2 protein-coding genes are annotated in these 25,424 nt (G+C 76.6%); both read right to left on the minus strand.

Going from position 1 to position 25,424, the window contains the following annotated elements:
• Window positions 1-7: 7 nt before the first annotated feature.
• Window positions 8-14,077: a type I polyketide synthase gene (locus tag VKK44_RS14105; RefSeq protein ID WP_343447417.1), complete on the minus strand. Its 14,070-nt coding sequence runs from the start codon at window positions 14,075-14,077 to the stop codon at window positions 8-10.
• Between the two features lie 47 nt (window positions 14,078-14,124).
• Entirely contained in the window at window positions 14,125-25,383 is an 11,259-nt protein-coding gene (locus tag VKK44_RS14110; RefSeq protein WP_458351664.1) for a type I polyketide synthase, read from the minus strand.
• Window positions 25,384-25,424: the final 41 nt, after the last annotated feature.

Here is a 25,424-nt window from a genome sequence, read left to right on the forward strand (position 1 = left end):
CGTCACGTCAGGACACCCCCAGCTCGCGGTCGATGAAGTCGAAGACCTCGTCCGGGGTGGCGTCCTGGAGCTTCCCGGCGACGCCGTCGCCGTCCGCCGGGGCGTCCACCTCGTTGAGCGAGGCCAGCAGCGTCCGGAGCCGTTCGGTGATCCGCAGCCGCGCGCCACGGTCGGGGGCGGCGCCGGACAGTGCCGCCTCCAGCCGCTCCAGCTCGCCGAAGACCGGCGCGGCGGTGGTCACTCCCCCGTCCACGACGGCGGCGCGGACGTACTCGGCGAGCAGCGCGGCGGTCGGGTAGTCGAACACCACGGTGGCGGGCAGCCGGACGCCGGTGGCGGCGGTGAGCCGGTTGCGCAGCTCCACCGCGGTCAGCGAGTCGAAGCCGAGGTCCCGGAACGCCCGGTCGGGTTCGACGGCGGCGTCCGAGGCGTGTCCGAGCACCGCCGCGGCCTGGCTCCGGACCAGGTCCAGCAGCGTCTTGCGCCGTTCCGCCTCGCTCTGCCCGGCGAGCAGGGTGGCGAGCGACTCGGCGGTGGGGCCGGCGTCGTCGGCGCGTTCGGCGGTGGCGCGGCGGGCCTCCGGGATGCCGGTGAGCAGCGGGCTGGGCCGGACCGCGGTGAAGCCGGGCACGTACCGGGCCCAGTCGATGCCGGCGACCAGGGTGACCGGTTCGCGGCGGGCGAGGCAGCCGGCGAGCGCGGCGAGTGCGAGTTCGCTGTCGAGCCGGGCGACGCCGCTGCGCCGGCGGCGTTCCGCGACGGCGGGGTCGGCGTCGGCCATGCCGCCGGTGGCCCAGGGTCCCCAGGCGACGGAGGTGGCCGGCAGGCCCCGCCGGTGCCGCTGCTCGGCCAACGCGTCCAGGTAGGCGTTCGCGGCGGCGTAGCTGCCCTGCCCGGCGGCGCCGAGCTGGCCGGGCAGCGCGGAGAAGAGCACGAAGGCGCGCAGGTCCTGCTCGGCGGTCAGCTCGTGCAGGTGCAGCGCGCCGAGCACCTTGGGTCGCAGCACGTCGGCGATCCGGTCGGCGGTGAGACCGTCGAGCACCCCGTCGTCGAGGATGCCGGCGGTGTGCACGACGCCGGTCAGCGGCGCGTCGGCGGGCACCTCGTCGAGCAGCTTGGCGAGCGCGGCCCGGTCGGCCACGTCGCAGGCGGCGACCGTGACCCGGGCACCCCGGTCGGTGAGGTCCCGGACCAGGTCGGCGGCGCCGGGCGCGTCGGCGCCGCGCCGGCTGACCAGCAGCAGGTGCGCCGCGCCCCGGTCGGCGAGCCAGCGGGCCACCTGCCCGCCGAGCGCGCCGGTGCCGCCGGTGACCAGCGTGGTGCCGGAGTGGTCGGGTGCGGGGTCGACGCCGCCGCCGGGTGCCCGGACGAGCCGGCGGACCAGCAGCGTGACGCCGTCGACGGCGAGCTGGTCCTCCCCGTCGGGGCCGGTGAGGGCGGCGCAGAGCAGGTCCCAGCCGTGGTCGTCGAGCGTGGCCGGCACGTCGACCAGGCCGCCCCAGCGTTCCGGGTGTTCCAGCGCGACGACGCGGCCGAGGCCCCAGAGCAGGGCCTGTTCGGGCCGGCCGACGCCGCCGTCGCGGGTGGTGCCGGCGGCGCCCCGGGTGAGGCACCACAGCGGCGCGGCCACGTCGAGGTCGCCGAGCGCCTGGATCAGGGCGAGCGAGCGGGCCAGGAACGGCGGCACCGGCTCGGTGGCGTCGACCGGGCCGTCGGCGAGCGCGAGCAGGGAGAGCACCCGGTCGGCCGGGTCGGGGCCGGCTGCGGTGAGCCGGGCGGCGACGGCGGCGCGGTCGGTGGCGTCGGCGGGCAGCAGCACCAGCCGGGCGTCCGCGCCGCGCCGGGTCAGTTCGGCCACCGCCGTCGCCGCCTCGGCGGTGCCGGCCTCGTCGGCGACGACCCACCAGACGCCGGTGAGGTACCCGGCCGGAATTCCGCCGTACGGCTGCCAGACGGCGCGGTAGCGCAGGTCGTCGAGCGTGGACCGGTCGCGTTGCCGGCGACGCCAGTCGGCGAGCAGCGGCAGCGCCGCGCCGAGCCGGTCGAGGGATTCGGCGGCGTCGGCGGCGGTGAGGTCGGCGAGCGCCGCGAGGTCCTCGTTGTCGACGGCGGCCCAGAAGGCGGCGTCGACGCCGGTCGGGGTCTCCCCGGCGGCGGGCGCGTCGGCGGTGGTGCGTGGCCAGTAGCGGGCCCGGTCGAACGCGTAGGTGGGCAGCGCGACCGTGTCCGTCTCGGCGAGGACGGCGGTCAGGTCGACCGGCAGGCCGATGCTGTACGCCGTGGCCAGGTTGGTCAACAGGCGGGTCGGGTCGTCCTCACCCCGACGCAACGTCGACAACGTGTGCCCGGCGGTACCGGTGTCGTCCAGGATCGCCGTGACCGGCATCGTCAACACCGGATGCGGCGAGATCTCCACGAACGTGCTGTGCCCCGCCTCGATGGCGGTCCGGACAGCGGTGTCGAAGCGGACCGTGCGGCGCAGGTTGTCGTACCAGTAGTCGGCCGTCATCGTCGCCGGGTCCACCCAGTCCCCGGTCAACGTCGACACCAGCCGGGTGTGCCCGGCCCGCGGCGTCACGCCGGCCAGGTCGGTACGCAGTCGCTGCGCCACCTCCTCCACCGACGGCGAGTGCGAGGCGTAGTCCACCGGGATCAACCGGGCCCGGATGCCGTCGGCCTGACAGGACTCCACCAGGTCCGCGACCGCCTGCGGCGGACCGGAGACAACCACCGTCGCCGGGCCGTTGACCGCCGCCACCCCGACACCCGCGAACCGTGATCCGGCCGGCCCGGCGTCGGCGTCCAGCCGGGCGGTCACCTCGTCGGCCGACAGGTCGACCGACGCCATCGTGCCGGTACCCCGCAACGCGGACAGCGCCCGCGACCGCAACGCCACCGTCCGCGCCGCGTCGTCGAGGGACAGAATCCCCGCCACGCACGCCGCGCCGATCTCACCCTGCGAGTGCCCGACCACCGCCTGCGGCGTGACCCCGACGTGCCGCCACACGGCGGCGAGGGCGACGCCGACGGCCCACAGGACCGACTGCACCACCTCGACGCGCTCCAACCAGGACTCGTCGTCGCCGGTCAGCACGTCCACGATGGCCACGTCGAGGTGGGGAGAGAGCGCCGCCTGACACTCGGCCAGCGCCGCGTCGAACACCGGCATCCGGCCCACCAGACCCGCCGCCATCCGCGCCGACTGCGCACCCTGACCCGGGAACACGAACACCGGACCGGCGCCGTGCGCGGCCACCGCACCGGTCACCAGGTTGCCGGCGGGCGCGCCGGACGCGAGCGCGTCCAGACCGGACAGCAGTTCATCGGCCGAGGAGCCGAGCACCACCGCCCGCTTGTCGAACGCGGACCGGGTGGTGGCCAGCGACCAGGCCACCACGGCGGGGTCGGCCGGATCGTCGCGCAGGTGCCGGGACAGCCGCGCGGCCTGCCGGGCGAGCCCGTCGCGGGTCCGCGCCGACACCGGCCAGGCGGTGACGGCGGCGTCGAGCAGGCCGGGCCGCGCGGTGTCCGCCTCGGTGGACGCCTCGTCGGGCAGTTCGAGGATGACGTGCGCGTTGGTGCCGGAGATGCCGAACGACGACACCGCCGCCCGGCGGCCGGACCCGCTGCCCGGCCAGGGCCGGTTCTCGGTGACCAACTCCACCGCGCCGGCCGACCAGTCGATGTGCGGCGAGGGCGCGTCCACGTGCAGCGTCATCGGGACGACCCCGGCCCGCATGGCGAGGATCATCTTGATCACGCCGGCGACGCCGGCCGCGGCCTGGGTGTGGCCGATGTTCGACTTCACGGAGCCGAGCAGCAGCGGTTCGACGTCGGCGCGGCCCTGCCCGTACGTGGCGATGAGCGCCTGCGCCTCGATCGGGTCACCGAGGGTGGTGCCGGTGCCGTGCGCCTCCACCACGTCCACGTCGGCCGGGGACAACCGCGCGGCGGCCAGCGCCGCCCGGATGACCCGCTGCTGGGAGGGGCCGTTCGGGGCGGTCAGCCCGTTGGACGCGCCGTCCTGGTTGACCGCGCTGCCGCGCAGCACGGCGAGCACCGGGTGCCCGTTGCGGCGGGCGTCGGAGAGCCGTTCGACCAGGAGCATCCCGACGCCCTCCCCCCATCCGGTGCCGTCTGCGGCGGCGGCGAACGCCTTGCACCGCCCGTCCGGGGCGAGGCCACGCTGGCGGGAGAACTCGACGAACAGCCCGGGCGTCGACATGACGGTCACGCCGCCCGCGAGCGCCAGGTCGCACTCGCCGCGTTGCAGCGCGGCAGCCGCCAGGTGCAGCGCGACCAGGGACGACGAACACGCCGTGTCCACCGAGACCGCAGGTCCTTCCAACCCCAACACGTACGCCACCCGCCCCGAGACCACGCTCGCCGCGTTCCCGGTGCTCGCGAACCCTTCGACCTCGTCCGCGGACACCATCAACAGGGCCCCATAGTCCTGTCCGTTCGTGCCGACGAACACCCCTGTTCGTGAACCCCGCAAGCCACCCGGGTCAACCCCTGCCCGCTCGATCGCCTCCCACGACGTCTCCAGCAACAGGCGCTGCTGCGGGTCCATGGCCACGGCCTCGCGCGGTGAGATGCCGAAGAAGCCGGCGTCGAAGTCGGCCACGTCGTAGAGGAACGCGCCGGTGCGGACGTAGGAGGTGCCGGCGGAGTAGGGGTCGGGGTCGTAGAGCCGGTCGACGTCCCAGCCGCGGTCGCCGGGCAGGTCCGAGACGGCGTCCCGACCGGCGTGCAGCAACTGCCAGAACCGCTCGGGGTCGGTGACGCCGCCCGGGAACCGGCAGGACATGGCGACGACCGCGACCGGCTCGTCGTCGGCGAGCGGCGCGGGGCCGGCGACCGCCTCGGTCCCGGCGCCGCCGCCCAGCTCCTCGTCGAGGTGCCGGGCCAGCACGGTGGCGGTCGGGTAGTCGAAGACCAGCGTGACGGGCAGCCGCAGCCCGGTGGCGGTACCGAGCCGGTTGCGCAGCTCGACCGCGGTGACCGAGTCGAAGCCGAGGTCCCGGAACGCGTGGTGCGGGTCGACGGCCTGGCCGCCGTCGTACTTCAGGACCGTGGCCGCCTGGTCGCGGACCAGGTCGAGCAGCGCCTGCCGGCGCTGCGCGGACGCCATCCGGGCGAACGCGCCGGTCGGCTCGACCTCGGCGGTCTCCTCCGGTTCCCGTTCGGCGGCGAGCCGCCGCACCTCGGGGATCTCGGCGATCAGCGGGGCCGGGCGGGTGGCGGTGAGCGCGATCCGGAACCGGTCCCAGGCGATGTTGGAGATGGTCAGGAACGACTCGTCGTGGGCGAGCGCCTGGTGCAGCGCGGCGATCGCGAGCCGGGGCGGCATCTCGGGCGCGCCGTGCCGGTGCAGCATCCGGCCGAACTCGCCGTCGGCCATGCCGCCGCCGCCCCAGGCGCCCCAGGCGATCGAGGTGGCCGGCAGGCCGAGGCCGCGCCGGTGTTCGGCCAGCGCGTTGAGGTAGGCGTTGCCGGGCGCGTAGTTGCCGACGCCGGAACTGCCCACGGTGCCGGCCATCGCGGAGAACAGCACGAACGCGTCGAGGTCGAGGTCGCGGGTCAGCTCGTGCAGGTTGACCGCGGCGGTGACCTTGGCGCCGAGCGCGTGGTCGAGCTGGTCGAGGGTGAGCGCGCCGATCACCGCGTCGTCCAGCACGGCGGCGGTGTGCACGACGGTGGTGAGGGGATGCTCGGCGGGCACGTCGGCCAGCACGGCGGCGAGCGCGTCCCGGTCGGCGGCGTCGCAGGCCGCCACCGTGACCCGCGCGCCCAGCGCGGTGAGCTCGGCCTCCAGCTCGGCGACGCCGTCGCCGGACCGGCCGCGCCGGCTCAGCAGCACCAGGTGGTCGGCGCCGTTGGCGGCGAGCCAGCGGGCCACGTGCCCGCCGAGCGCGCCGGTGCCGCCGGTGACCAGCGCGGTGCCGGTGGGCCGCCAGTCGCGCGGCGCGGGGGTGTCACCGAGTGGGGCGCGCAGCAGCCGCCGCCCGTACGCGCCGGTGGGGCGCAGCGCGACCTGGTCCTCCCCGTCGGCGCCGGCGAGGACGCGGGCGAGCCGGCCGGCGGTGCGGTCGTCCGGGGTGTCCGGCAGGTCGATCAGGCCACCCCAGCGGTCCGGGTGTTCCAGCGCGGCGATTCGGCCGAAGCCCCAGGCGAGCTGCTGCGTCGGGTGGGTCAGCGGGTCGCCGGGACCGGTGGAGACCGCGTCCCGGGTGAGCGTCCACAGCGGCGCGCGGACGCCGGCGTCGCCGAGCGCCTGGGTGAGCGTGACGGTGCCGGCGAACCCGGCCGGCACGTGCGGGTGGCCGGGCAGCGGCGTCTCGTCGTACGGCAGGAGCGTGACCACGCCGGTGGGTGGCGTGTCCCGGTGCGTGTCACGCAGCCGGTCGGTGAGCGCGGCCCGGTCGGGCGCGCCGGTCAGCGCGATCTCGACGACGGTGGCGCCGTGCCGACGCAACGCGTCCGCCACGAAGCCGGTCGCGGCGTCCGCGCCGTCGGCGTCGGTGACCAGCCACCAGGCGCCGGTGAGGGCCGGCGCGGCGGAGCCGTCGGGGGCGACCGGAAGCCACCCGTCGCGGTAGCGCCACGAGTCGATGGTGGCCTGGTCGCGGTGGCGGCGACGCCAGGCGGCGAGCGCCGGCAGCAGCGCGGTGAGGGCGTCCTCGGACACCTCGGCGACGTTGGCCAGCTCGGCGCCGACCGCGGCCGGGTCCTCGGCCTCGACGGCCGCCCAGAACCGGGCGTCGACCTCGTCCACCTCGACCGTGCCGGTCGCGGCCGGGGCGGTCGCGGCGGCGGCCGGGCGCGGCCAGTAGAGCTGCCGCTGGAACGGGTACGTGGGCAGGTCGAGCCGGCGGGTGGGGCGGCCGGCGAACGCGGGCCGCCAGTCGACGGCGGCGCCACCGGCGTACACCTCGGCGACCGCGCGGTGGAACCGGGCCAGGCCGCCCTCGTCGCGGCGCAGCGTGCCGGTCACGGTGACCGAGGCCTGGTCGGCGGCGGCCGACTCGACGCTCTCCTGCATCGCCATGGTGAGCACGGGGTGCGCGCTGACCTCCACGAACGTCTGGTGGCCGGTGGCGGCGAGATCCCGGACGGCGGCGTCGAAGCCGACCGTCTGCCGCAGGTTGCGGTACCAGTAGTCGGCGTCCAGGCCGGCGGTGTCGGTCCAGTCGCCGGTCACGGTGGACCGGAAACGGATGCCGCCGGTACGCGGGCGCAGGCCGGCGAGCAACTCGCGCAGCCGCTCCCGCAGCGGTTCGACGTGCGCGGAGTGCGACGCGTAGTCCACCGGCACCCGGCGCACCCGCACGTCCCGCCCCTGGTAGTGCGCGACCAGCTCGTCCAGCGCGGCGGAGTCGCCGGAGACCACCACGGCGGTCGGACCGTTGATCGCGGCGAGCGAGACGCGGCCGTCCCAGCGGCTGATCGTCGCGGTCACCTCGTCGGCGGTGGTGGCGACGGAGACCATGCCGCCGTCGCCGGCGATGCCGACGATGATCCGGCTGCGCAGGGCCACCACGGCGGCGGCGTCCTCCAGGCTGAGCCCACCGGCGACGTACGCGGCGGCGATCTCGCCCTGGGAGTGGCCGACCACGGCCGAGGGGTGCACGCCGTAGGAGCGCCACAGCGCGGCCAGGGACACGCCGACCGCGAACAGCGCCGGCTGCACCACGTCGACCCGGTCCAGCGACGGCGCGCCGGGCACGCCACGCACCACGTCGGTCAGTGACCAGTCGACGTGCGGGCGCAGCGCCGCCGCGCAGGCGGCGAACGTCTCCGCGAACACCGGGGCGGTGTCGAGCAGCTCGGCGGCCATGCCGGTCCACTGCGACCCCTGGCCGGGGAAGACGAAGACCACGTCGCCCGGCGTACCGGGGGCGCGGGTGACGGTGTCCGGCGCGGGACGGCCGTCGGCGAGCGCGCCCAGCGCGGCGGTCAGGCCGTCGCGGTCGGCGGCGAGCACCACCGCGCGGTGCTCGTGGGCGCTGCGGGTGGTGGCCAGCGACCAGGCCAGGTCGGGCAGCGCGGCGTCCGGCACGGCGTCGAGGTGCGCCCGCAGGTCGCGGGCGCGGGCGGCGAGCGCGGCGGCGCTCCGCCCGGACAGCGCCCAGGGCAGCTCCCCGGCCGGCCCGGCGTCGTCGTCCGGCGTCGGTTCCGGCGGCGGCGCCTGCTCCAGGATGGTGTGCACGTTGGTGCCGCTGATGCCGAACGAGGAGACGCCGGCCCGGCGGGGCCGGTCGCCGGCCGGCCAGGGGCGGGCCTCGGTGAGCAGCGCGACCGTGCCGGCGGACCAGTCGACGTGCGGGGTGGGCTCGTCGACGTGCAGGGTGGGCGGCAGCACGCCGTGCCGCAACGCGAGCACCATCTTGATCACGCCGGCGACGCCGGCCGCGGCCTGGGTGTGGCCCAGGTTCGACTTGACGGAGCCGAGCCAGAGCGGCCGGTCGGCGTCCCGGGCCTGCCCGTATGTGGCGATCAGCGCCTGCGCCTCGATCGGGTCGCCGAGCGTGGTGCCGGTGCCGTGCGCCTCGACGGCGTCGACCTGGTCGGGGGCGAGCCCGGCGTTCGCGAGGGCCTGCCGGATGACGCGCTGCTGGGCCGGCCCGTTGGGGGCGGTGAGCCCGTTGGACGCGCCGTCGGAGTTGACCGCGCTGCCGCGCACCACGGCCAGGACCGGGTTGCCGTCCCGGCGGGCGTCGGAGAGCCGCTGGAGCACCAGCAGGCCGACACCCTCACCCCAGCCGGTGCCGTCGGCGGCCCCGGCGAACGGCTTGCAGCGCCCGTCGGCGGCCAGGCCGCGCTGCCGGGAGAAACCGACGAAGATGCCGGGCGTGGCCATCACCGTGGCGCCGCCGGCGAGCGCGAGGTCGCACTCCCCCGCCTGCAACGCCTGCGCGGCGAGGTGCAACGCGACCAGCGACGCGGAGCAGGCGGTGTCGACCGTGACGGCCGGGCCGTGCAACCCGAAGGTGTACGCGAGCCGGCCGGAGATGACGCTGGCGGAGACGCCGGTGGCGAGGTAGTTCTCGTCGCCGTCCCCGGAGGCCAGCAGCAGCGAGCCGTAGTCCTGCCCGTTGGTGCCGACGTACACGCCGGTGCGGCTGCCGCGCAGCGCGGCCGGGTCGAGCCGGGCCCGTTCGAACGCCTCCCAGCTCGCCTCCAGCAGCAGCCGCTGCTGCGGGTCCATCGCCAGCGCCTCACGCGGGCTGATGCCGAAGAACGCCGGGTCGAACTCGCCGGCGGAGTCGACGAAGCCGCCCTCCCGCACGTAGCTGGTGCCGAGGTGCTCGGGGTCGGGGTGGTACAGCTCGGCGACGTTCCAGCCGCGTTCCTCGGGCATCGGCGACAACGCGTCGGTCCCGCCGGCGACCAGCTCCCAGAGCTGTTCCGGGGAGGCCACGCCGCCGGGGAACCGGCAGCTCATCGCCACGATGGCGACGGGTTCGCGGTGCCTGTCGACGTCGGCGGCGACGACCGCGCCGCCGGTGTGGTCGTCGCCGCGGCCGTGCAGGTGCGCGGCGAGTTCGGCGACCGTGGGGTGGTCGAAGACGAGCGTGGCGGGCAGCGTCATGCCGGTCTCGGCGGCGAGCCGGTTGCGCAGCTCGACCGCGGTGAGCGAGTCGAAGCCCAGGTCGCGGAACGTGCGGTCGGGCAGCGGCCGGCCGGCCGGGTGGCCGAGCACCAGGGCGGCCTGGGTGCGGACCAGCTCGGTGAGCTGCGGCAGGGACCGGCCGACCACCAACGCCGGGGCCACCCGGGCGGGTCCGGTGGGCACACCGGGCAGGCCGGCGAACAGCGGCGTGGGCCGGCCGCGCGCGGCGGCGAGGCGCGCCCAGTCGACGTCGGCGACGGTGAGCGTCGGTTGTCCGGCGCCGACGATCCGGCCGAGCGCGGCGGCGGCCTGCTCGGCGGGGAGCGGGTTGACGCCGCCCCGGGTCAGCCGCGCGGTCAGCTCGACGCTGGCGGCGGCCATGCCGTCGGCGGCCCAGGCGCCCCAGGCGATCGCGGTGGCCGGCAGCCCGAGGTCGCGGCGCCACGCGGCGAACGCGTCCAGGAAGGCGTTGGCCGCCGCGTAGTTGCCCTGCCCGGCGCTGCCGATCACGCCGGCGAGCGAGGAGAAGAGCACGAACGCGTCGAGTCGGCGGTCGGCGGTGGCGTCGTGCAGCACCCGGGCGGCGCGGACCTTGCCGTCCAGCACGGCATCCAGCCGCGCCAGGTCGAGGCCGTCGATGATGCCGTCGTCGACGATGCCGGCGGCGTGCACCACGGCGGTCAGCGCGGGCAGGCCGGCGACCAGCGCGGTGACGGCGGCGGGGTCGGTGACGTCGCAGCGCACCACCCGGGCGCCGGGCAGCTCGGCGACCAGCTCGGCGGTGCCGGGCGCGTCGGGGCCGCGCCGGGAGGCGAGCACCACCTCGGTCGCACCGGCGGCGAGCAGCCACCGCGTGACCTGCCGGCCGAGCGCGCCGGTGCCGCCGGTGACCAGCACCGTGCCGGCCGGCCGCCAGCCGGGGCCGGCGGGGACGGCGGCGGGGACGAGCCGACGGCCGAACGTGCCGTGCGGCCGGACGGCCACCTCGTCGTGGCCGCCGTCGGCGAGCACCGCACGCAGCGCGTCGGCGTCGATCCGCTCCGGCGTGGCGTCGGCGGGCAGGTCGACGAGGCCGCCCCAACGGTCGGGTTGTTCCAGCGCGACCGTCCGGCCGAGCCCCCAGGCAGCCGCCGTGTACGGGTCGGTGAGCGGTTCGCCGCCGCCCACCGAGACCGCGCCCCGGGTGACGCACCAGAGCCGGCCGGCCCGGCCGGTGTCGGCGAGCGCCTGCACCAGCGTGAGCAGCAGCGCGGTCCCGGCCGGTACGGCGGGCGCGTCGGGTCGCGGCGCGTCCGGGCCGGGCAGCACACAGAGCACGCCCCGCCAGCCCGCCTCGTCGTGGTCGCGCAGCAGTGCGGCCAGGTCGGCGCGATCGGTGTCGGCGGGCACGGTGAGCACGTCGACGTCGGCGCCGGCCACCGCGAGCGGGGCGGCCCAGGGCGCCGGGTCGTCGACGGCGACCACCAGCCAGCGGCCGGTCAGCGTCGGGGCGGGCGCGGGACGGACCGCCTCCCACTCGACCCGGTACGACCAGCCGTCGAGCACCGCGTCGCGCTGCCGGGCGCGCCGCCACGACGACAGCACCGGCACGGCCGGGCCGAGCGCGGCCACCGCGTCCGGGTCGTCCTGCACGGCCAGTTCGGACGCCACGGCCGGCAGGTCGCCGCGTTCCACGGCGGCCCAGAAGTCGCCGTCCGCGCCGTCGGCGCGGCTCTCCGGCCGGGCCACGCCGTCGCCGGCCCAGTAGCGCTCGCGCTGGAACGCGTAGGTGGGCAGGTCGGTCCGGCGCGCGCCGGTGCCGGCGAACCACCCGGTCCAGGTGACCGGGTGGCCGTGCACGTGCAGCTCGGCCAGCGCGGCCAGCAGCGCCTCGACCTCGGGACGGTCGCCGCGTTGCGCGGCGACGGCACGGACCGGCTCGCCGGGCAGGATGTCGGCGGTCAGCGGGGTGAGCACGGCGCGGGGGCCGAGCTCCAGGAACGTGTCGGCGCCGGCGGCGCGCAGCGCGTGCACGCCGTCGGCGTGGCGGACCGCCTCCCGGACGTGCCGCACCCAGTAGTCGGCGGTGCGGATCTCGTCCGGGTCGGCCAGCTCGCCGGTCACGTTGGACACCACCGGCAGCGTCGGCGCGGCGAACGTCAGCCGCTCCAGCACCGCCCGGAAACGCGCCAGCACCGGCTCCATCAGCGGGCTGTGGAACGCGTGGCTGACGGTCAGCCGGCGGGTGCGGACGCCCCGGTCCCGCCAGAGCTGCTCCAGCCGGTCCACGGCGTCCGCCGTGCCGGAGAGCACCACGGCGGCCGGGCCGTTGACGGCGGCGACGTCGACCGGCTCGTCCGGGTCGGTCAGCGTGGCGCGCACGTCGGCCTCGGGCGCGGCCACGGCGAGCATCGCGCCGCCGGCCGGCAGCGCCTGCATGAGCCGGCCGCGCGCGGCGACCAGCGCGGCGGCGTGCTCCAGCGTCAGCACGCCGGCCACGTGCGCGGCGGTGACCTCGCCGATGGAGTGGCCGCCGACCAGGTCGGGGGTCAGGCCGAACGACTCGACGAGTCGGAACAGCGCCACCTCGACCGCGAACAGGCCGGCCTGGGTGAACTGGGTCTGGTCCAGCAGGTCACCGTCGTCGAACAGCACCTCCTTCAGCGGCCGGGGCAGCGCCCGGTCCAGGTAGGCGCAGACCTCGTCGAGCGCGGCGGCGAAGACCGGGAACTGCGCGTACAGCTCGCGGCCCATGCCGGCGCGTTGCGCGCCCTGCCCGGAGAAGAGCACCGCGAGCTGGCCCCGGGGCGTGCCGGCGCCGGTGAGCACGGTGCCGGCCGGCTCACCGGCGGCGAGCGCGCGCAACGCGGCGACCAGGTCGTCCGGGCCGGCGGCGGCGACCACCGCCCGGTGGTCGAGCACGGACCGGGACACCACCGAGGAGTACGCGACGTCGAGCGGGCGGGTGTCGGGCGCGGCGGCGAGCCAGGCCGCCCAGCGACCGGCCTGGGCGGCGAGCGCGTCGGCGGACCGGGCGGAGAGCAGCACCGGCACCACCGGCCGGGCGGTCGGGGTGGGCTCGTCCTCGGCCGGTTCCGGCTCGGGCGCCTGCTCGATGATGGTGTGCGCGTTGGTGCCGGACACGCCGAACGAGGACACCGCGGCGCGGCGCGGCCGGTCGGTGGCCGGCCACGGCGTCGCCTCGGTGGCGAGCGTGACCGCGCCGGCGGTCCAGTCGATGTGCGGCGAGGGCGCGTCGACGTGCAGCGTGGGCGGGACGACGCCGTGCCGGACGGCCAGCACCATCTTGATCACGCCGGCCACCCCGGCGGCGGCCTGGGTGTGGCCCAGGTTCGACTTCACGGAGCCGAGCAGCAGCGGCGTCTCCCGCTCCTGCCCGTACGTGGCGAGCAGCGCCTGCGCCTCGATCGGGTCACCCAGCGTGGTGCCGGTGCCGTGCGCCTCCACCACGTCGACCTGCTCGGGGGTGAGCCGGGCGTTGGCCAGCGCCTGCCGGATCACCCGCACCTGGGACGGGCCGTGCGGGGCGCTCAGCCCGTTGGACGCGCCGTCCTGGTTGACCGCGCTGCCCCGGATCACCGCGAGCACCGGGTAGCCGTGCTTCTGGGCGTCGGAGAGGCGGGCCAGCAGCAACATGCCGACGCCCTCGGACCAGCCGGTGCCGTCGGCGGCGGCGGCGAACGGCTTGCACCGGCCGTCGGCGGCCAGGCCGCGCTGGCGGCTGAAACCGACGAACACCGCCGGGGTGGGCATCACGGTGACGCCGCCGGCCAGCGCCAGTTCGCAGTCGGCGTTGCGCAGCGCCTGCACGGCCAGGTGGATCGCCACCGAGGAGGAGGAGCAGGCGGTGTCGATGGTGACCGCCGGCCCTTCCAGGCCGAGCGTGTACGCGATCCGGCCGGAGACGATGCTGGTGGAGTTGCCGGTGAGCGAGTGGCCCTCGCCGTCCTGCCCGGACTGGGCGAGGATCGCGTCGTAGCCGTGCGCGGCGGCGCCGACGAACACGCCGGTGCGGCTGCCCCGCACGGCCGGCAGTGGCAGCCCGGCGCGTTCGAACGCCTCCCAGCTCGCCTCCAGCAGCAGCCGCTGCTGCGGGTCCATGGCGACCGCCTCGCGGGGGCTGATGCCGAACAGGTCGGCGTCGAAGTCCCCGGCGTCGTAGACGAAACCGCCCTCCCGCACGTAGCTGGTGCCCGGGTGGTCCGGGTCGGGGTGGAACAGCCGGTCGAGGTCCCAGCCCCGGTCGGCGGGGAACGGGCCGATTCCGTCGCGGCCGTCGCGCACCAACTCCCAGAGCTGCTCGGGCGAGCCGACGCCGCCCGGGTAGCGGCAGGTCATCGCCACCACCGCAACGGGCTCGGTGTCGCGGGCCTCCAGCGCCCGCAGCCGCCGCCGGGTGCGCCGCAGCTCCGAGGTCGTACGCTTCAGGTACTCGACGTACTTCTCGTCCTCGCTGTTCACCGTGGTCCTACCCTCACTCGGCGTACCGATGTCGTCGCGGCCGGCGGTCAAGACGTCTCCAGCTCGCGGTCGATCAGGTCGAAGATGTTCTCGGTGGTGGCCGACTCCAGGTCGCCGTCGTCGGCGGTCGTCTCCCGCGCGGTCAGCCGGTCCAGCAGGCCGTGCAGCCGCTCGGTGATGCCGCGGAACGCCTCGTCGTCCGGGTCGAGCCCGGCCAGCGCCGCCTCCAACCGGTCGAGGTCCCGGCCGACGCCACCGGAGGCGTCGGCCGCGCCGTCGGGCACGGCGATCCGCGTGGCCAGGTGGGCGGCGAGCGCGGCGGGGGTCGGGTTGTCGAAGACCAGCGTGGCCGGCAGCCGCAGCCCGGTGGCCGAGCCGAGCCGGTTGCGCAGCTCGACCGCGGTGAGCGAGTCGAAGCCGAGTTCCCGGAACGCGCGGTCCGGCTCCACCCCGGCCGGGTCGCCGACGCCGAGCACCACGGCGACGTGCGCCAGCACCAGGTCCCGCAGCGCCCGTTCGCGTTTCTCGCCGGACAGGCCACGCAGCGTCTCCGCGTACGCCGGGCCGCCGGCCGCCTCGGTGACCGCGCCGCGTCGCGTGCCGGCGCGGACCAGCGCGGTGAGCAGCGGATGGACCGGACCGCCGGTGCCCTGCGTGCTGATCTTCGCGGGCATCAGCGTGGGCCGTTCGGAGCGCCAGGTGGCGTCGAACAGCGCGAGCGCCTCGTGGTCGGTGAGCGCCACCAGGCCGCTGCGTTCCAGCCGTCGCCGGTCGACCGCGTCGAGGTGACCGGTGATGCCGCTGGCGGTGGCCCACAGGCCCCAGACCAGGGAAACCGCCGGCAGGCCGGACGCGCGACGGTGCTCGGCGAGGGCGTCGAGGAAGGCGTTGCCGGCCGCGTAGTTGCCCTGGCCCGGCCCGCCCATCAGGCCGGCCGCGGCGGAGTAGAGCACGAACGCGGTCAGCTCGTGGTGGCGGGTGGCGCGGTGCAGGTTCCAGGCCGCGTCGACCTTGGGGCGTAGCACCGCGGCGAGCCGCTCCGGGGTGAGCTTCTCGACGGTGGCGTCGTCGACGACGCCGGCGGTGTGCACCACGGCGCGCAGCGGGTGCCGCGCGTCCACCAGGGACAGCACGTCGGCGACGGCGTCCGGGTCGGCCAGGTCGGCGGCGACGAGCTGCACCTCCGCGCCCGACGCCTTGAGGTCGGCGAGCAGTTCGTCGGCGCCCTCGGCGTCCGGGCCGCGCCGGCTGACCAGCAGCAGGTGCCGGGCCCCGTGTGCGGCGACCAGGTGCCGGCAGAGCAGCGCGCCGAGCGTGCCGGTGGCGCCGGAGACCAGGACGGTGCCGTCGAGCCGGGGCGTCGGCGGGATGGTCAGCGTGAGCTTGCCGACGTGCCGGGCCTGGCTGAGGAAGCGGAACGCCTCGGGCGCGCGCCGAACGTCCCAGGTGCGGCGCGGCAGCGGGCGCAGCGTGCCGGCGGCGAACAACGCCATCAGCTCCGCCAGCATCCGCCCGACGACGGCCGGGCCGGCCGCCATCAGGTCGAAGCCCTGGTAGCTGACGCCGGGATGGTCGGCGGCGACCCGGGCCGGATCACGCGGGTCGGTCTTGCCCATCTCGACGAACCGGCCGCCGCTGTCGAGCATCCGCAGCGACGCGTCCACGTACGCGCCGGCGAGCGAGTTGAGCACCACGTCGACGCCCCGCCCGGCGCGGCGGGCCCGGAACTCGTCGACGAAGTCCAGGGAGCGGGAGGAGGCGATGTGCGCGTCGTCGAGGCCGGTGGCGCGCAGCACCGGCCACTTGCCGGGGCTGGCCGTGCCGTAGACCTCGGCGCCGAGGTGCCGGGCGATCTGCACGGCGGCCATCCCGACACCGCCGGTGGCGGCGTGCACCAGCACCGACTCCCCGGCGGTGAGCCGGCCCAGCTCGACCAGCCCGTACCAGGCGGTCAGGAAGACCACCGGCACGCCGGCCGCCTCGGCGTACGACCAGCCGTCCGGGATGCGGGTGACCATGCGGTGGTCGGTGACCGCGACGGTGGCGAACGAGCCGGCGAAGATGCCCATCACCCGGTCGCCGGGTTTCAGGTCGGTGACGCCGGGGCCGACCTCGCGCACCACGCCGGCGCCCTCGCTGCCGAGCACCTCCTGGCCGGGCACCATGCCGAGCGCCAGCACCACGTCCCGGAAGTTGAGGCCGGAGGCGCGCATCTCGACCGCGACGTGTCCGGCCGGCACCGCGCCGGCCTCGACCGGCACCGGCAGCAGTGCCAGGTTCTCCAGCGTGCCCTTCTCGGTGACGTCGAGCCGCCACGGCTGCCGGTCGTCGGGCGGCGTCAGCACGCCGGTGTCGCGGGCGCGGACCAGTCGGGGCGTCCACGCGGCCCCGTCGCGGAGCGCGAGCTGCGGTTCGCCGGACGCGAGCGCGGCGGGCACCGCGCCGAGCGACGCGGCGGCGTCGTCCAGGTCGAGCAGCGTGAACCGGCCGGGGTGTTCGGACTGGGCGGAACGGACCAGCCCCCACACCGCGGCGCGGGCCGGGTCGCGGGGGGCCTCGCCGGGCGCGGCGGCGACCGCGCCCCGGGTGGCCAGCACCAGACGGGTGGCCTCCAGTCGCGGTTCGGCCAGCCACTGCCGCACCAGCGCAAGCGCGTCGCGGGCGGCGGAGTGGGCGTCCGCGTCCACCCGCTCCGGGTCCGGGTCGGGGCCGCCGCGCAGGTCGACCACGATCTCCGGTACGTCGTCGTCGCCGTCCACGGCGGCGAGCAGCGCGGCCGGGTCGGGGTGGACGGTCACCCGGTGACCGGCGGCGGTCAGCGCTCCGGCCAGCCCGGCAGGGTCGCCGCCGGGCGTGCCGACCTGATCGCCGCCGACCGGGTCGGCGAGGCCGGCGCCGGTCGGGTCGGTGCGGTCGCCGGTGAGCAGCGCCCAGCGGGTCGGGGCCGGGGGCTCGGTGGCCGGCAGCGGCGTCCAGTCCAGGTGGAACACGGCGGTACGGCGCAGCGCGGCGGTGCCGTCGTCCTGACCGGCGGCGACCGGGCGGAACGTCAGCGACTCGACCGTGGCGACCGGGCGGCCGGCCGGGTCGGCGAGCGTGACGGCGACCGTGTCCGGGCCGAGCGAGCGGATCGTCACCCGCAGCCGGGTGGCGCCGTGGGCGTGCAGGGTGACCGCGCGGAGCGTGAACGGCAGCCAGCCGCTGCCGGCCTCGGCCGGCGTGCCGAGCAGCGCGGTGGGGCCGGTGGCGTGCAGGGCGGCGTCGAACAGCGCCGGGTGCAGGCCGAAGCGGGACGCGTCGGCGGCCTGCGCCTCGGGCAGCGCCACCTCGGCGTACACCTCGTCGCCGTGGCGCCAGATCCGGTGCAGGCAGCGGAACGCGGGGCCGTAGGTGAGGCCGGCCTCGGCGGTGCGGGCGTACCAGGCGTCCAGGTCCGCGTCGACCTCGACGGCGCCGGCCGGCGGCCACTCCCCCGGCCCGGGTACCGGCTCGGAGAGCTGCGGCAGCAGCAGACCCTCGGCGTGCCGGGTCCAGTCGGCGTCGCCGTCGTCGGCGGGCCGGGAGTGCAGCGTGACGGCCCGTTCGCCGGTGTCGCCGGGCGCGCCGACGCGCACCTGCACCTGGACCGCGCCGGTGGCGGGCAGCACGAGTGGGCTGATCAGCGTGAGGTCGCCGACCTGGCCGGCGTCGACCTCGTCGCCGGCCCGGATCACCATGTCGGCGAGCGCGGTGCCGGGGACGACGACGGTCCGGCCGACGACGTGGTCGGCGAGCCACGGGTGGGTACGCGTGGACAGCCGCCCGGTGAGCACCACGGTCCGGTCGTCGGCGACCGGCAGCGCGGCGCTGAGCAGTGGGTGCGCGGTGTCCTGGAGGCCGGCGGAGGCGACGTCGTGCGCGGGTCGGACGGTGGTGGTGAGCCAGTACCGCTTCCGGTCGAACGCGTACGTGGGCAGGTCGACGGTGGTCGCGGGGGTGAGTACGGCGGTCAGGTCGACGGGCAGGCCGATGGTGTGCGCGGTGGCCAGGCTGGTCAGGAGTCGGGTCGGATCGTCGTCACCGCGGCGCAGCGTGGACAGGGTGTGCCCCGCCGTGTCGGCGTCGTCGAGGATCGCGGTCACCGGCATCGTGAGCACCGGATGCGCCGACACGTCCACGAAGGTGCGATGCCCAGCCCCGAGCGCGGTCCGCACCGCCTGCTCGAACCGCACCGGCTGCCGCAGGTTCGTGAACCAGTACCCCCCGTCCATGCTCTCCGGGTCAGCCCAGTCCCCGGTCACCGTCGACACCATCCGAACCCGACCCGCCTGCGGCGACAACCCCGCCAGGTCGGTGAGCATCCGATCGCGGATCCGCTCCACGGCCGGGTTGTGGGAGGCGTAGTTGAACGGCACCGGCTTCGCCCGCACCCCCTCGACCGCCCACCGCTCGCGCAACTCCGCCAGCGTGTCCGGCGGACCGGACACCACCACATGCCCCGGACCATTGAGCACCGCCACCACCGTGCCGGGCACACCCTCGATCCGCGCCTGCACCTCATCGGCCGGCAGATCCACCGCCAACATCCCGCCGGAACCCGCCAGGGTGGCCAGCGACCGCGCCCGCAGGATGACGGCCTTCGCCGCGTCATCGAGTGACAGCACCCCGGCCACACACGCCGCGGCCATCTCACCCTGCGAATGACCGATCACCAACGACGGCTCAACCCCGGCAGCCCGCCACACCTCCGCCAAACACACACCGACCGCGAACAGGACCGGCTGCAACACCTCCACCCGATCGAGCCAGGCGTCGTCGTCACCGGTCAACACCGACACGAGATCCACGTCCAGGAACGGCGCGAACGCCCGCTGACACTCGGCAAGCCGACCATCGAACGGCGCGCACCGACCCACCAGACCGGCCGCCATCCGCACCGACTGACCACCCTGACCCGGAAACACGAACACCGGACCCGCACCGTGCTCGACGACCGCACCCGACACCACGTTTCCCGTCGGGGTGCCCGACGCGAGCGCGTCCAGCGCCGTCAGCAGCTCGTCGCCGGTGGTGCCGACCACTGCGGCGCGGTGCTCGAACGTCGAGCGGGTGGTGGCGAGGGACCAGGCCACCGCAGCCGGGTCGAGCTGCCCGCCAGCGCGCAGGTGGGCGGCGAGCCGGGCGGCCTGCGCGGCGACGCCGGCCCGGGTACGGGCCGACACCGGCCACAGCCGGACGTCGGCGTCCACCAGGCCCGGGGCGGCGGGCGCCGGACGCGCGTCGGGCTCGTCGGCCTGTTCGATGACGACGTGGGCGTTGGTGCCGGAGATGCCGAACGACGACACCGCCGCCCGACGCGGCCGGTCCACCGCCGGCCACGCACACGCCTCGGTCACCAGCTCCACCGCGCCTGCCGACCAGTCGATGTGCGGCGACGGCGCGTCCACGTGCAGCGTCGGCGGCACCACGCCGTGCCGCATCGCGAGGACCATCTTGATGATCCCGGCGACGCCGGCGGCGGCCTGGGTGTGGCCGATGTTCGACTTGATCGACCCCAGCAGCAGCGGCGTCTCGCGGTCCTGCCCGTACGTGGCGAGCAGCGCCTGCGCCTCGATCGGGTCACCCAACGTGGTGCCCGTGCCGTGCGCCTCCACCACGTCCACGTCCGACGTGGACAACCCGGCGTCCGCCAGGGCGGCCCGGATCACCCGCTGCTGCGACGGCCCGTTCGGCGCGGTCAGGCCGTTCGACGCGCCGTCCTGGTTGATCGCGCTGCCGCGCACCACGGCGAGCACCGGATGACCGTTGCGGCGGGCCTCGGAGAGCCGTTCCAGCAGCAGCACGCCGACGCCCTCGCCCCAGCCGGTGCCGTCGGCGGCGGCGGCGAACGCCTTTACCCGGCCGTCGGCGGCCAGTCCACGTTGGCGGGAGAACTCCACGAACAGCCCGGGTGTCGCCATCACGGTCACGCCGCCGGTGAGTGCGAGGTCGCACTCGCCGCGTCGCAGCGCCTGCACGGCCAGGTGGAACGCGACGAGCGACGACGAGCAGCCGGTGTCCACGGACACCGCCGGCCCTTCCAGCCCCAGCGCGTACGACACCCGGCCGGACACCACGCTTGCCGCGTTGTCGGTGCCGCCGAAGCTCTCGTCCGGGGCGACCAGCACCAACGCGCGGTAGTCCTGCCCGTTGGTGCCGGCGAACACGCCGGTCCGGGAGCCGCGCAGCGATTCCGGCACCACGCCGGCCCGCTCGATCGCCTCCCAGGACGCCTCCAGCAGCAGCCGCTGCTGCGGGTCCATGGCGGCGGCCTCGCGCGGCGAGATGCCGAAGAACACCGGGTCGAAGTGGCCGGCGTCGGCCACGAACGCGCCCTGGTCGGTGTAGGTGGTGCCGGCCGACGCCGCCGCCGGGTCGACCAGCGTGTCCGGGTCCCAGCCCCGGTCGGTGGGGAAGTCGCCGACCGTGTCCACGCCGTCGGCGACGATCCGCCACAACGCGTCCGGGTCGCTGACGCCGCCGGGGAAGCGGCACGCCATCGCCACCACGGCCACCGGCTCCTCACCGGGGGCGACGGTGGCGACGGTGGTCCCGACGGGCGCCGGGTCGACGCCGAGCAGCGTGGTCAGCAGCAGCCGGGCCAGCGCCACCGGCGTCGGGTGGTCGAAGACCAGCGTGGTGGGCAGCGGCTGGCCGGTGGCGGCGACCAGCCGGTTGCGCAGTTCCACCGCGGTCAGCGAGTCGAAGCCGAGGTCCCGGAACGCGGTGGTGGCCGGGATCGCGGCGGCGTCGGCGTGGCCGAGCACGTCGGCGGCGAGTTCCCGGACCAGGTCGGCGAGCGTCTCCTCGCGGCGGGCCGGGTCCAGGCCGGCGAGCCGGGCCCGCAGCGTCGCCGCCGGTCCGTCGTCGGCGTCGCCGTCGGCCGGCGCGCCGCCGTCGAGCGCGGCCTTCGCCTCCGGTACGCCCTCCAGCAGCGGCCGACGTCGGGCCGAGGCGTACGCGGGGGCGAACCGGGACCAGTCCACGTCGGCGACCGTGAGCGTCACGTCGTCGTGGTCGAGGGCCTGCCGCAGCGCGCTCATCGCGACGTCGGCGTCCATCGGCGGCACGCCTCGGCGGCGCAGCGCCCGGTCGGAGTCGGCCACGTGCATGCCGCCCTCGCCCCATGAGCCCCAGGCGATGGCGGTGCCGGCCAGCCCGTCGGCGCGTCGCCGCTGCGCCAGCGTGTCCAGGTAGGCGTTGCCGGCCGCGTACCCGGCCTGCCCGGCGCTGCCCCAGGTCGCGGCGATGGACGAGTAGACGACGAACGCGTCCAGGTCGTCGCCGGCGAGCAGGTCGTGCAGGTGGGCCGCGCCGGCCACCTTGCCGGCGGTCACCTCGGCCAGTTCGGCGGCGGTGACGGCGTCCAGCGGGGTGGTCTGCGGCAGGCCGGCGGTGTGCAGGACGGCGCGGATCGGCGGGCCGTCCGCGCGGAGCCGGTCGAGCAGCGCGGCGACGGCGGCCCGGTCGGCGAGGTCGCAGGCGGCGACCGTGACGCGGGCGCCCCGCTCACGCAGCTCGGCGGCCAGCTCGGTGGCCCCGGGGGCGTCCGGGCCGCGCCGGCTGACCAGCGCCACGTGTGCGGCGCCGGCGTCGGCGAGCCAGCGGGCGGCGCGCGCGCCGAGCCCGCCGGTGCCGCCGGTGACCAGCACGGTTCCGGTGGGCGTGAAGCGGCGTGCCGGGGGGCGGTCGCCGATCGGCGCGCGGACCAGGCGGCGGCGCAGGACGCCGGGGCCGCGCACGGCGAGCTGGTCCTCGCCGTCCGGCGCGGCGAGCAGCGCGGCGAGCCGGCCGGCGGCCCGCGCGTCGGGTTCGGCGGGCAGGTCGACGAGGCCGCCCCAGCGGTGCGGGGCCTCCACGCCGACCACCCGGCCCAGCCCCCAGACCGCGCCCTGGGCCGGGTCGGTCCCCCGGTCGTACGCGGCGGCGGCCACCGCGTTGCGGGTCACCAGCCACAGCGGCGCGGCCAGGCCGGTGTCGCCGAGCGCCTGGGTGAGCGCGAGCGTGGCGGCCAGGCCGGGCAGGAGCGGGTCCGGGTCGGTGGCGGGCGCCCAGGAGAGCAGCGAGACCACCCCGCCGACGTCGACGCGGCCGGTGCCGGCCTCGGTGAGGTCGGCATCCGTGGCGTCGGTGAGGGCGGCGGCGAGCGCGGCCCGGTCGGCGTCGGGTGCCACGGCCAACGGGCGCACGTCGGCGCCGGCGGCGGTGAGCGCGGCGCGGACGGCGGCCACCGCCGGGTCGTCGTCGAGGCCGGTCGGCACCGCCAGCAGCCAGGTGCCGCCGAGCGCGGCGGTGGCAGGTTCGGGGGCGGCCTGCCACTCGACCCGGTAGCGCCAGCCGTCGAGTTGGTCGTGCTGCTGCTGCCGGCGTCGCCAGCCGGCGAGCACGGGCAGCAGCGTCCGCAGCGACCCGGCCGCCTCGGCGTCGTCGACGGCCAGGGTGTCGCGCAGCGCGTCCAGGTCGGCGCGGTCGACGGCGTCCCAGAACCGGTGGTCGAGCAGGCCGACGCCGGTGGCCGGGGCGGCCGGCTCGCCGGCGGGCACCCAGTAGTGCTGCCGCTGGAACGGGTAGGTGGGCAGGTCGACCAGGCGGCCCGGCCGGCCGGCGAACGCGGGCCGCCAGTCCACCGGCGTGCCGGCGATGTGCAGCGCCGCGACGGACCGGTGGAACCGGTCCAGGCCGCCCTCGTCCCGGCGCAGGCTGCCGGTCACGGTGGCCGCGCCCGGTCCGGCGGCGGCCTCGGCGCTGTCCTGCACCGCCATGGTGAGCACCGGGTGCGCGCTGACCTCGACGAACGTGCGGTAGCCGGCCTCGACGAGACGGCGGACCGCGTCGTCGAAGTGAACCGTCCGGCGCAGGTTGCGGTACCAGTAGTCGGCGTCGAGTTCCGCGGTGTCGAGCCAGTCGCCGGTCACGGTGGAGCGGAACCGGACCGTGCCGCTGCGGGGCGTCACGTCGGCGAGCCGGGCCAGGAGCTGCTCGCGCAGCGGCTCGACGTGCGCCGAGTGGGAGGCGTAGTCCACCGGCACCCGGCGCACCCGGACGTCCCGGGACTCGTAGTGGGCGACCAGCTCGTCCAGCGCGGCGACGTCGCCGGAGACCACCACCGCGGTCGGGCCGTTGACCGCGGCGAGGGAGATCCGCCCGTCCCAGCGGGCGATCGTCTCGCCCGCCTCCTCGGCGGTGGTCGCCACGGACACCATGCCGCCGTCGCCGGCCAGCTCCGCGATGACCCGGCTGCGCAGCGCCACCACGGCGGCAGCGTCCTCCAGGGTCAACCCGCCCGCGACGTGGGCGGCGGCGATCTCGCCCTGCGAGTGGCCGAGCACCGCGGACGGCTGCACGCCGTAGGACTGCCACAGCGCGGCGAGGGACACGCCGACCGCGAACAGCGCCGGCTGCACCACGTCCACCCGGTCCAGCGACGGCGCGTCCGGCGCGCCGCGCAGCACGTCGAGCAGTGACCAGTCGACGTACGGGCGCAGCGCCTCGGCGCAGGCGGTCAGTTTCGCCGCGAACACCGGGGCGGTGTCGAGCAGCCCGGCGGCCATGCCGACCCACTGCGAGCCCTGGCCGGGAAAGACGAACGCGACCTCGCCGGGCTGTCCGGCGGCGCCGGTGACCAGCGGCGGGGCGGACCGGTCGTCGGCGAGCGCGTCCAGCGCGGCGGTCAGCTCGTCCCGGTCGGCGGCGAGCACCACGGCGCGGTGCTCCAGCGGCGAGCGGGAGACCACCGACGTCCAGGCCACGTCGGCGGGCGCGAGGTCGGGATCGGTGGCGAGGCGTCGGGACCAGCGTTCGGCCTGCTGGCGCAGCGCGGTACGGGTGCGGCCGGTGAGCAGCACCGGTCCGGTCCGGTCGGCCGGCATGGCCGGGGCCGCCGGTTCCTCGGCGGGTTGTTCGAGGACGATGTGGGTGTTGGTGCCGCTCATGCCGAACGAGGAGACGGCGGCCCGGCGGGGCCGGTCCACCGCCGGCCACGGCGTCGGCTCGGTGACCAGCCGGACCGCGCCGGCGGTCCAGTCGACGTGCGGGGTGGGCTCGTCGACGTGCAGCGTGGCCGGGACGGTCCCGTGCCGCATGGCGTAGATCATCTTGATGATCCCGGCGATGCCGGCGGCGGCCTGGGCGTGCCCGAGGTTCGACTTGACGGAGCCGAGCAGCAGCGGCCGGTCGGCGGGCCGGTCCTGCCCGTAGGTGGCCAGCAGCGCCTGTGCCTCGATCGGGTCGCCCAGCGTGGTGCCGGTGCCGTGCGCCTCCACCACGTCGACCAGGTCGGGGGTGAGCTTCGCGCCGGCCAGCGCGGCCCGGATGACGCGCTGCTGGGACGGGCCGTTCGGGGCGGTGAGGCCGTTCGACGCGCCGTCCTGGTTGACCGCCGAGCTGCGGATGACGGCCAGCACCGGGTGGCCGTTGCGGCGGGCGTCGCTGAGCCGCTCCAGCAGCAGCACGCCGACCCCCTCGGACCAGCCGGTGCCGTCGGCGGCGGCGGCGAACGACTTGCACCGCCCGTCGGCGGCGAGCCCGCGCTGCCGGGAGAACTCCACGAACGGTCCGGGCGTGGCCATCACGGTGGCGCCGCCGGCCACCGCCAGCCCGCACTCGCGTTCCCGCAGTGCCTGGCAGGCGAGGTGGACCGCGACCGACGAGGACGAGCAGGCGGTGTCCACGGTGATCGCCGGGCCCTCCAGCCCGAACGTGTAAGCGAGCCGGCCGGAGACCACGCTGGCGGCGGTGCCGGTGAGCACGTACCCCTCGGCGTTCGGCGCGCGGTGCAGCACGGCGGCGTAGTCCTGGCCGGACGTGCCGACGAAGACACCGGTGCGGCTGCCGCGCAGCGACAGCGGGGCCAGGCCGGCGCGTTCGAACAGCTCCCAGGTGACCTCCAGCAGCAGCCGCTGCTGCGGGTCCATGGCGACCGCCTCGCGGGGCGAGACGCCGAACAGCGCGGCGTCGAACTGCCCGGCGTCGGCCAGGAACCCGCCGGCCGCGGTGTAGGACGTGCCGGCGTTCTCCGGGTCGGGGTGGTGCAGCAGGTCGAGGTTCCAGCCCCGGTCGGCGGGGAAGTCGCCGATGGCGTCGCCGCCGTCCGCGACGAACCGCCACAGCTCCTCCGGCGAGCTGATCCCGCCGGGGTACCGGCAGCTCATCGCCACCACCGCCACCGGCTCGGACTCCTCGGCGGTGACCTCGCGCAGCCGCTGGCGGGTCTGGTGCAGCTCGGTGACGACCCGGGTCAGATACTCCCGGAGCCGTGCCTCGTCCCCGGCCGGTCCGGTGGTGCCCACTGCCGTGTCCGCCATGGTCGATTCCGCTCCCTGGTGTGCCA

It is taken from the genome of Micromonospora sp. DSM 45708, from assembly GCF_039566955.1.
GTDB lineage: Bacteria > Actinomycetota > Actinomycetes > Mycobacteriales > Micromonosporaceae > Micromonospora.